Source organism: Streptomyces sp. OR43 (genome assembly GCF_008042275.1).
GTDB lineage: Bacteria > Actinomycetota > Actinomycetes > Streptomycetales > Streptomycetaceae > Streptomyces.
Window position 1 is genome coordinate 73774 of record NZ_RDBK01000032.1, and the last position, 10234, is coordinate 84007.

Below are 10234 nucleotides of genomic sequence, written 5' to 3' on the forward strand. Positions count from 1 at the left end.
CGCCGACCTCAGAGCCAGCGCCAGATTCACCACACCACCATGCGCGACCTGCACACCCTTCGGACGACCCGTCGAACCCGACGTATAGATGACATACGCCAGCTGGTCAGCAACGGTCACCACATCCGGCGCCACCGACGGGAGTCCAGCCAGCGCGTCCACCACACCCGGATCGTCCAGCCACACCACACGACCCGCCACCGGCAACCCCTCAGCCACCGCCCGCTCACCCACCAACACCTGCACACCCGCATCCGCGAGCATGAACTCAAGCCGATCAACCGGGTATTCAGGGTCCAACGGCAGGTACGCACCACCCGCCTGCCACACGCCGACCATGGCCGCCACCATGTCCACGCCACGCGGCAGACACAGACCGACCACCGACTCGGCCCCCACACCCATCCCGCGCAGGTGATGCGCCAGACGATTCGCCCGCGCCATCAACCCGCCGTACGTCACCGACTCCGCACCGGCCACCACAGCCACCGCATCAGGCACCGCCGCAGCCCGCTCCGCGATCAGCTCATGCACCCCACCCACCGACGGCAGCGCCACACACCCACCATCGCCACCCGCCACCAGCAGCTCGCGCTCACCCGCAGCCAGCACCGACAGCTCGCCGACCGGCTGCCCCGCATCGGCGGCCACCGCCTCCAGCACCGCCACCAGGTGCGCGCCGAGACGTTCGACGGTCGTCGCGTCGAACTGGGCCCGGTCGTAAGAGAGTCGGAGTGCGAGGTGGTGCGCCGAACTGGCGGCCACGGTCAGGGGGTAGTTGGCCTGTTCGCGCATGTGGTTGAAGCCCGTGCGCAGGCCGCTCTCCGCCGAGTCCGCCTGACCCGCTTCAAGTTCCTCGACCGGGTAGTTCTCGAAGACGAAGAGAGTGTTGAACAGCGCTTGACCCGCCGGGAGTTCGCTGCAGTCAGTGATCGTGACCAGTGGTGTGTGCTCGAAGCGGCGGGCCCGTACCTGCTCGTCCTGCAGCCCCGCCAGCCACTCCGCGACCGGCCGGTCACGCTCCACCCGCACCCGCACCGGCGTGGTGTTCAGCAGCAGGCCGACCATCTCGTCCATGCCGTCGATCTGACCGCCGCGACCCGATGACGTCACACCGAACACGACATCGTCCGAACTCGCATACAACGCCAGCACCAGCGCCCACGCGCCCTGCACCACCGTGTTCAACGTCAACCGATGACGCCGCGCGAACCCGGCAAGACCCTCACCCGCCACCGTCGCCGGCAACTGCAGATGCAGCTCCTCCAGACCCTCCTCGCCCGTCGCCCGCTCCACGCCCAGCGACGTCACCTCACCGAACCCGGCCAACCGCCCGGCCCAGTACTCCCGCGCAGCCTCCTCGTCCTGACCCGCAACCCACGCCGCGAACTCCCGGAACGACGCCCGCACACCCAACTCCGGGCGCCGGCCCGCACGGAACGCGTGATACGCCTCCAGGACCTCACCCAGGACGATGGGCACACTCCACCCGTCCAACAGCAGGTGGTGATAGCTCCACACCAGCTGATGCCGACCCTCGGCCAGACGCACCAACGCCAGACGAACCAGCGTGGAGGCCGTGAAGTCCGCACCACGCGCCCAGTCGGCCTCCAAGTGCGCGGAGATCGCGTCGCGCCGCTCCTCCTCGTCGAGGTGTGCGAGATCCAGCACTTCCAGGGGCAGGGGTATGGCACGGGAGACGACCGCGAGCGGCTGCGGCACGCCGTCCGAGACGACCGCGGTGCGCAGCACCTCGTGCCGGGAGAACACCAGCTCCCACGCCAGCGTGAGGGCGTCGAGGTCCAGTTCGCCTTCCAGCAGCAGGCCGTTCTGGGCCCAGTACATGCTGGGGTCGGCCGAGAGGCGCGTGTGGAAGAGCATGCCCTGCTGGAGGGGCGTGAGCGGATAGATGTCCTCGATCTCGGTCGGCAGGTTCTGCGCGACTCGGTCGAGCACGGCCTGGTCGATCTGCGCGAGCGGGAAGTCGGACGGCGTGTGGCCGCCGGTCTCCGGGCGGCAGCAGTACTCGATCAGGTCAGCCAGCACCTCGACGTACCGCTCGGCGAGGCGTGCGATCGTCGCCTCGTCGTGCACCTCGGCGCCGTACGTCCACACCATCTGCAGGCGGCCGTCGCTGACCTGGCTGTTGACGTCGATCAGGTACGAGCGCTCGTTCTGCGACGACTCCCCTTCGCCGAGGGAGCCGGGCAGCGGCCGGAAGCGACCGCCCCGCCCGTCCTGCGCGCGTCCGGCGTCGATGGCCTTGTCGTCATCATCGGGTCGGCGGCCGGACTGGCCGAGGTAGTTGAAGCCGACCTCGGCTTGCCCCAGCGGCGTCCAGTCGGTGAGATGGCGCAGGAGACCATAGCCCAGACCCTTGCGCGGAACACCGCGCAGGTACTCCTTCGTACGGCGCAAAAGCGCACCCAGGTCACCGTCGACCAGAGCGGTGAGCTCCACCGGGTACACGCTCGTGAACCAGCCGACCGTGCGCGACACGTCGATATCCGCCCCGACGTCCTCACGGCCGTGGCCCTCGACATCCACCACAACAGACCGCGTACCAGTCCACTCGGTGAACACCGCCCCCAGCACGCTCAGCAGCACGTCATCGATCCGCGTACGAAACGCCGCCGGCACCTCACGCAGCAACCGCTCCGTCAGCCCGGCCTCCAGGGACACCGACACCCGCCGCGCCCCCGACACCCGGTTCGCACCACCCTCGATGACGCGCGGCAACGGCTCCACCGCCGCCTCCGCAGCCCGCCAGAACTCCGCCTCCCCGGAGGGGATCATGTAGGCGGGCAGTCGGCTGCCGGCGTACGCGCGGAGGTCGGCGACGGTCGGGGTGCCGGCCGTCTGATCGGCGGGGACCAGGTACGCGACGAGGCGGCGGTCCTCGACATCGCCGAAAGCGGCGACGACGGAGGTACGGATCCGGGGGTGGCCGGTCAGGACCGCCTCGATCTCGCCCGGCTCGATACGGAAACCGCGCACCTTCACCTGGCCGTCGGCCCGGCCGACGAAGTCGAGCTGCCCGTCCGCCAGCCAGCGGGCACGGTCACCCGAGCGGTACATGCGCATGCCGTCGGCGGCGATCGGGTCGGCGACGAACCGCTCCGCCGTCAGGCCAGGGCGACCACGGTAGCCACGAGCGACCTGCGGACCCGCGATGTACACCTCACCGGCCACACCCACCGGCACCGGGTTCAGCCGGTCGTCCAGGACGTACAGACGCGCGTTGGCGACAGGCGCACCGATCGCGGGCGCACCGGTGAGACGGCCCGGGTCCACGACACCCGTCGTCACCATGACGGTCGACTCGGTCGGACCGTACGTGTTCACCAGCCGCCGGCCGGCCGACCAAGCACGGGCCACCGGCTCCGTCAGGCGCTCCGCACCCAGCAGCAGGGTCTCCACACCGGACACGGCCTGCGGATCCAGGACGCCCAGCAGGGAGGGAACCACACTCGCCGCGACCACGGCCTCGGCCCGCAGCATCGACGTGAGGAGCGCCGCCTCGGCGCGCTCCTCCGACGTCGCCACGACGAGGACACCGCCCGAGGCGAGCGTCACCGCCACGTCCAGGACGGCGGCGTCGAAGCTGAAGGAGGCGAACTGCAGCATGCGCACGCCCGGCCCGGCGCCCAGCTCCGGCGACAGAGCCGAGACCATGCCGACCACACTGCCGTGCGCGACCTGCACGCCCTTGGGCCGCCCGGTCGACCCCGACGTGTAGATCACGTACGCCAACTGATCGGCGGCGCGAACAACCTCAGGCGGTTCCGAAGACAGGCCCGCGAGCGTGCCCCGTACGGCGGGGTCGTCCAGCCACACACCCTGCTCGACCGGCAGACCGGCCACCAGGGCCCGCTCGCCCACCACGACCTGCACCCCCGCATCCGCGAGCATGAACTCCAGCCGGTCGGCCGGGTATTCGGGGTCCAGCGGCAGGTAGGCACCCCCGGCCTGCCACACCGCCACCATCGCCACGACCATGTCCACCCCACGGGGCAGACACAGACCGACGACCGACTCCGCGTCCACGCCGGCGGACCGCAGGTGCTGCGCCAGACGATTCGCCCGCACCATCAACCCGCCGTACGTCACCGACTCCGGGCCGGCCACCACAGCCACCGCGTCCGGAGCCGACACCGCCCGCTCCACGATCAGCTCCTGCACGCCACGCACCGCCGGCAGCTCCACCGACGCCGCGTTCCAGCCCTCCAGCACCAGGTCGCGCTCACCCGCCGACAGCACCGGCAGCTCACCCACCGGGCAGTCCGCTTCCTCCGCCGCCGCCTCCAGCAGCGTGACCATGTGGCCGGCCAACCGGTCCATCGTCGCCGCGTCGAACAGCTCGGTGCTGTACTCGATCTGCCCGGACAGGCCACCGTTCCCGCTGTCGCCGAGCCGCAGCGCCAGGTCGAACTGCACGGTGCGATCGACATGGCCGGACGACTCTCCCTCGTCGCCGCCGCCCTGGCCCGGGGCCTCCGGTGCGCCCTCGGTGTCGTAGCTGAAGAAGACCTGGAACAACGGGGTCCGCGACCGGTCCCGCTCCGTCACCAGCTCGTCCACCAGCTGCTCGAACGGCACGTCCTGATGCGCGTACGCACCCAGCGCCGTCTCCCGCACCCGACCCACCAGCTCACGGAACGACGGATCACCCGACAGATCCGTCCGCAGAACCAGCGTGTTCACGAAGAACCCGATCAGGCCCTCCGTCTCGGCACGGTTCCGGTTCGCGACCGGCGACCCCACCACCACATCGTCCGCACCCGCATACCGGCCCAGCAGCACGTCGAAGGCCGCCAACAGCGTCATGAACATCGTCGCACCGCTCTGGCGCGACAGGGCGCGCAGCGCCTCCGCCGCGGACGCCGGCACGGTGAACGCGGTCTGCGCGCCCGCCGAGGACCGTACGGCCGGACGGGGCCGGTCCGTCGGCAGCTCCAGCGCAGGGGCGTCATTCAACCGGTCGCGCCAGTAGGCGCGTTGCTCATCGAGGACCTCGCCTGACAGCCACTGTCGCTGCCAGACCGCAAAGTCCGCGTACTGAACGGTCAGCGGCGGCAGCGGGTCGGGCTCGCCCGCGCGGAACGCCTCGTACAGGGCGGCCAGTTCGCGCTGGAAGATACGTTCCGACCATTCGTCGGTGACGACGTGGTGCATGGTGAGCGCCAGGACGTGCTCGTCCGGGGCCATGCGGATGAGGGCGGCGCGAACGAGAGGGCCGTTCGTCAGGTCGAACGGGGTGGCCGCGTCGGCTGCCACGAGGGCGCGCGCGGCGCCCACCGGGTCCGCCGCCTCGGACACGTCCACGACCGGCAACGGGAAGGGCGCCGGCGGGTCGATGACCTGCCGCGGCACGCCGTCCGCGCCCGGGGCGAGCCGGGTGCGCAGCACTTCGTGCCGGGCGACCACGCCGCTCAGTGCCGCGCCCAGGACGGCCACGTCCAGGTCGCCGGTCCAGGGCATCGGGGTCGGCAGGACGTGACCGAGCGCACCGGGCTCCAGCCTGTCCAGGAACCACAGGCGCTGCTGGGCGAACGACAGCGGCAGCGGTTCGTCGCGGTCGGCCGGGGTCACCGGCGACACCGTCACGCCCGTGCCGGACGCGTCGATCGCCTCGGCGAGGCCGCGAACCGTGGGCCGGTCGAACAGTGCCGACAGCGGTACCTCGGTCCCGAAGACCTCGCGCACACGGGAGATGACCTGCGTGGCGAGCAGCGAGTGGCCACCGATGCCGAAGAAGTCGTCGTCGGCGCCGATCCCGTCCACTCCGAGGACCTGCTCCCAGATCCCGGCGAGCAGTTGCGCGGTGGCACCCTCCGGGGCCACGTACTGGTGGGTGTCCGCGTGGGCGGCGGGGTCGGGCTGCGGGAGCGCGGCGCGGTTGAGCTTGCCGTTCTGCGTCAGGGGCAGCTCGGTGATCTCGACGAACACCGCGGGGGTCATGAACTCCGGCAGGCTCTGGCGCAGGTGGTCACGGAGTTCGGCCACCGGCGGGATGCCCGCGCCGAGGTCGGCCGGGACCACGTACGCCACGAGACGGCGGGCCATGCCGTCTCCGAAGGCGGTGACGACGGCCGACCGGACGCCGGCGTGGGTGGCCAGGGCGGCCTCGATCTCGCCCGGTTCGATGCGGACGCCGCGCACCTTGATCTGGTGGTCGGCACGGCCGAGGAACTCCAGCTGCCCGTCGGCGAGCCAGCGCACCCGGTCGCCGGAGCGGTACATGCGCGCTCCGCCGCCGGCGAACGGGTCGGCGACGAACCGTTCGGCCGTCAGCGCCGGGCGGCCGCCGTAGCCGCGCGCCACGCCCGCGCCGCCGATGTACAGCTCGCCCGGGATGCCGACGGGCACCGGCTTGAACCGGGCGTCGAGGACGTAGACCTTCGTGTCCGCGATCGGAAGCCCGATCGGCACGAAGGGCACCGGCCCCCACAGCTCGGAGGCGACGCAGGTGATGGTCGTCTCGGTCGGCCCGTATGTGTTGTAGATGGGCACGGACGTCTGCGCGAACCACTGGTCGAGGGCCTGCGGCGACACCGCTTCGCCGCCCAGGATCAGCCGGCGGAAGTCCGGGCCGAGAGTGGCGCCGGCCGACAGGCCGGGAATGATCATCTCCCAGAGTGCGGGGGTGATCTCCACGGAGGTCACGGCCTGTTTGCGGATCTCGTGCAGGACGCGCTCCGGCGCCCACTGCTCCGCTCCGCGCAGGACGAGGCATCCGCCGAGCAGCAGGGTGGCGAAGAGCTGCTCCTGCGCGGCGTCGAAGGTGAGGGACGCCATCTGGAGCGTCACGTCGGACGAGGTCAGGCCGTAGCGCCGGCCCATCTCCTGGAGCTGCAGGCTCCACGAGTGGTGCTGGACGAGCACGCCCTTGGGCAGGCCGGTCGAGCCGGAGGTGAAGATGACGTACGCGAGGTTCTGCGAGGTGACGTCGACCTGGGGATCGTCGGTGGTGGCGCCGGTGGTGGCGATGTCCCGTCGCTCGGCGTCGATGAGGAGGCGGGGCGCGGACAGGGTCGAGAGCCGCTTGTCCAGGGCGGCTTCGGTGATGACCAGCGCCGCGCCCGAGGATTCCGTCATGTGCTCCAGCCGCTGGACGGGCTGGTCGGCGTCGAAGGGCAGGTAGGCGGCGCCGGCCTTGAGGACGGCGAGCAGGGCCACGACCGTCCTGAGGCTGCGGGCGAGGCACACGCCGACGACGTCCTCGCGGCCGATGCCTTGTGCAATGAGCCGGTGGGCGAGCTGGTTGGCCTGCGCGTTCAGCGCGCCGTACGTGAGGTGGCGGTCCCCCTCGACGACGGCGACGGCGTCCGGGGTGCGGTGCGCCTGCTCCTGGACGAGCAGATGGACGGGGCGTCCCTCCGTGTCCGTCTCGGTGCCGGTGCCGAGCCGTCGCAGCGTCGAGCGCTCGGATTCGCCGAGCAGGTCGAGGGCGCCGATGCGGCGCTCCGGGTCGAGGACGCCCTGCAGGACGGCGACCAGGTGGCCGGCCATGCGCTGGACGGTCGTGGCGTCGAACAGCGTGGTGCTGTACTCGATCTCGCCGGACAGGGCGCCGTCGCCGCTGTCCCGGAAGGTCAGGGAGAGGTCCGAGAGGGTGAGGTCGCGCGTCATGGCGGGACCGGGGACGGTGGAAGCGGCGTCGGCGCCGGGTGCAGTGGCGGTGGCGGCTGTCGCGTCGGCGGGCGCTGCGTCCTGGGTCTCCTGCCGGTCCTGATGCCGGCCCTGATCCTGTGCGTCGGATTCTGGGGCGTCCCCCGCTCCGGCTCCGTCCCGTACGTAGTTGAAGTAGACCTGGAACAGGGACGTCCGGGACCGGTCCCGCTCGGTGACGAGGTCGTCCACGAGCTGCTCGAACGGCAGGTCCTGGTGGGCGTAGGCGCCGAGCGCGGTCTGCCGGACGCGGTGGAGGAGTTCGGCGAAGGTCGGGTCGCCGGAGAGGTCGGTGCGCATGACGAGCGTGTTGACGAAGAAGCCGATGAGGCTTTCGGTCTCGGCACGGTTGCGGTTGGCGACGGCCGTGCCGACCGCGACGTCCTCCGTGTCGCAGTAACGGCCGAGGAGGACGTCGAAGGCGGCGAGGAGCGTCATGAACATCGTCGTGCCGCTCTCGCGGGAGAGCCCGCGCAGCGCCTCCGCCGTCTCGGCGGGCACTGTGAACTGCGTGCTCGACCCCACCGACGACCGGACGGGCGGACGGGTCCGGTCGAGGGGCAGCTCCAGCTCGGTCACACTCGCCAACTGAGCACGCCAGTAGTCGAGTTGTCCCTCGACGACGTCTCCGCTGAGCCAATCGCGCTGCCATACCGCGAAGTCGGCGTACTGCAGGGGCAGCGGCGGCAGCGGGTCCGACTCGCCGGCGTGGAACGCCTCGTAGAGCGCCGCCACCTCCTGGTGGATGATCCGCGCCGACCACTCGTCGGAGACGACGTGGGGCATGGCGAGCGACAGGACGTGCTCGCCGATTCCGAGCCGGATCAGCGTGCCGCGGAACAGGGGCCCTGCCGCGAGGTCGAACGGCTCGCTCATGCCCTGGGCGACCATCTGCTCGGCGAGGCCGAGCGGATCGTCGCTGCCGGACACGTCGATCACCGGCAGCGGGAAGGCGGCCGGCGGGTCGATCACCTGGTGGGCCACGCCGTCCGCGTCCGCGACAAGGCGCGTGCGCAGCACTTCGTGGCGCGCGACGAGCGCACCCAGGGCGGCATTCAGGGCGGCGATGTCCAGCACGCCGTCGAGGAGCACGGGGAGTGCGACGTTGTACTCGGTCGACCCGGGGTCGAGCTGGTCGAGGAACCACAGACGCTGCTGCGCGAACGACAGCGGCAACGGCTGGGTGCGGTCCACGACCGTCATGGGCGGCGCGACCGTTCCCGACGCCTCGGCGACGGCCTGGGCCAGGCCACGTACGGTGGGCTGGTCGAACAGCACCGACATGGCGAGCTCGACGCCCAGGACCTCGCGGATGCGGGAGGTGACCTGCGTGGCCATCAGTGAGTGGCCGCCGAGCTCGAAGAAGCTGTCGGTTGCGCTGACGCGGTCGAGGCCCAGGACTCCGGCCCAGATACCGGCAACGAGTTCTTCCGTCGTCCCGGACGGAGCGACGAAGCCTTCGCCCGCAGAATGCTGCACCTCGGGGGCGGGCAGGGCCGAACGGTCCAACTTGCCGTTGGCCGTCAGCGGCAGCCCGGCCACCTCGACAAAGACGGACGGAACCATGAACTCCGGCAGCCGACCGCTCACGAACTCCCGCAGCTCGCCAGTCGAAGGCATCCCGACCGCGCCCTCGGCCGGAACCACGTAAGCAGCCAGACGACGATCCGTACCCTCACCGAACGCCGTCACCACAGCCGTACGAACCCCGGGGTGACCGGCCAGAACCGCCTCGATCTCACCCGGCTCGATACGGAAACCGCGGACCTTCACCTGACCGTCGGCCCGGCCGACGAAGTCGAGCCGGCCATCAGCCAGCCAACGCACCACATCACCCGAGCGGTACATCCGCGAACCATCCGCGGCGAACGGGTCCGCAAGGAACCGCTCACCCGTCAGCCCGGGACGACCGCCATAGCCACGAGCCACACCGGCACCCGCGATGTACAGCTCGCCCGCCACACCGACAGGGACGGGACGCAGCTGCTCATCCAGGACATACACCCGCGTGTTCGCCAGCGGCCGGCCGATCGACGGGGCACCCTGCACGTCCGGATCCGCAAGGCCGGCGCAGGCGATGACCGTGATCTCGGTCGGTCCGTACCCGACGAAGAACCGACGGCCAGGACCCCACTCGCGCACGACCGCCTCGCCGACCCGCTCCGACCCGACGAACAGACTCCGCACACCCGGCAGCACCGCCTCGTCCAGCACACCCAGCAACGACGGCGACACACTCGCCGACACCACACCCTCGCCGCGAACCAGAACCTGAAGTTCTGCCGGCACGCGCCGCTCCTCCGACGAGGCCACCACCAGCGCCCCACCACCGGCCAGCGTCACCGCGACATCCAGAACAGCCGCGTCAAAACTCTGCGACGCGAACTGCAACACCCGCGCACCCGGCTCCACACCCAGCGCCGACCTCAGAGCCAGCGCCAGATTCACCACACCACCATGCGCGACCTGCACACCCTTCGGACGACCCGTCGAACCCGACGTATAGATGACATACGCCAGCTGGTCAGCAACGGTCACCACATCCGGCGCCACCGACGGGAGT

The 10234-nt window shown here is 71.0% G+C and carries 1 protein-coding gene; it reads right to left on the minus strand.

Annotated elements, in window-relative coordinates; all coding sequences use genetic code 11:
* Window positions 1-10224 (minus strand): non-ribosomal peptide synthetase (locus EAO72_RS41980; protein WP_261991510.1); only part of this gene is annotated, 10224 nt, incomplete at its 3' end.
* Between the last annotated feature and the right edge of the window lie 10 nt (window positions 10225-10234).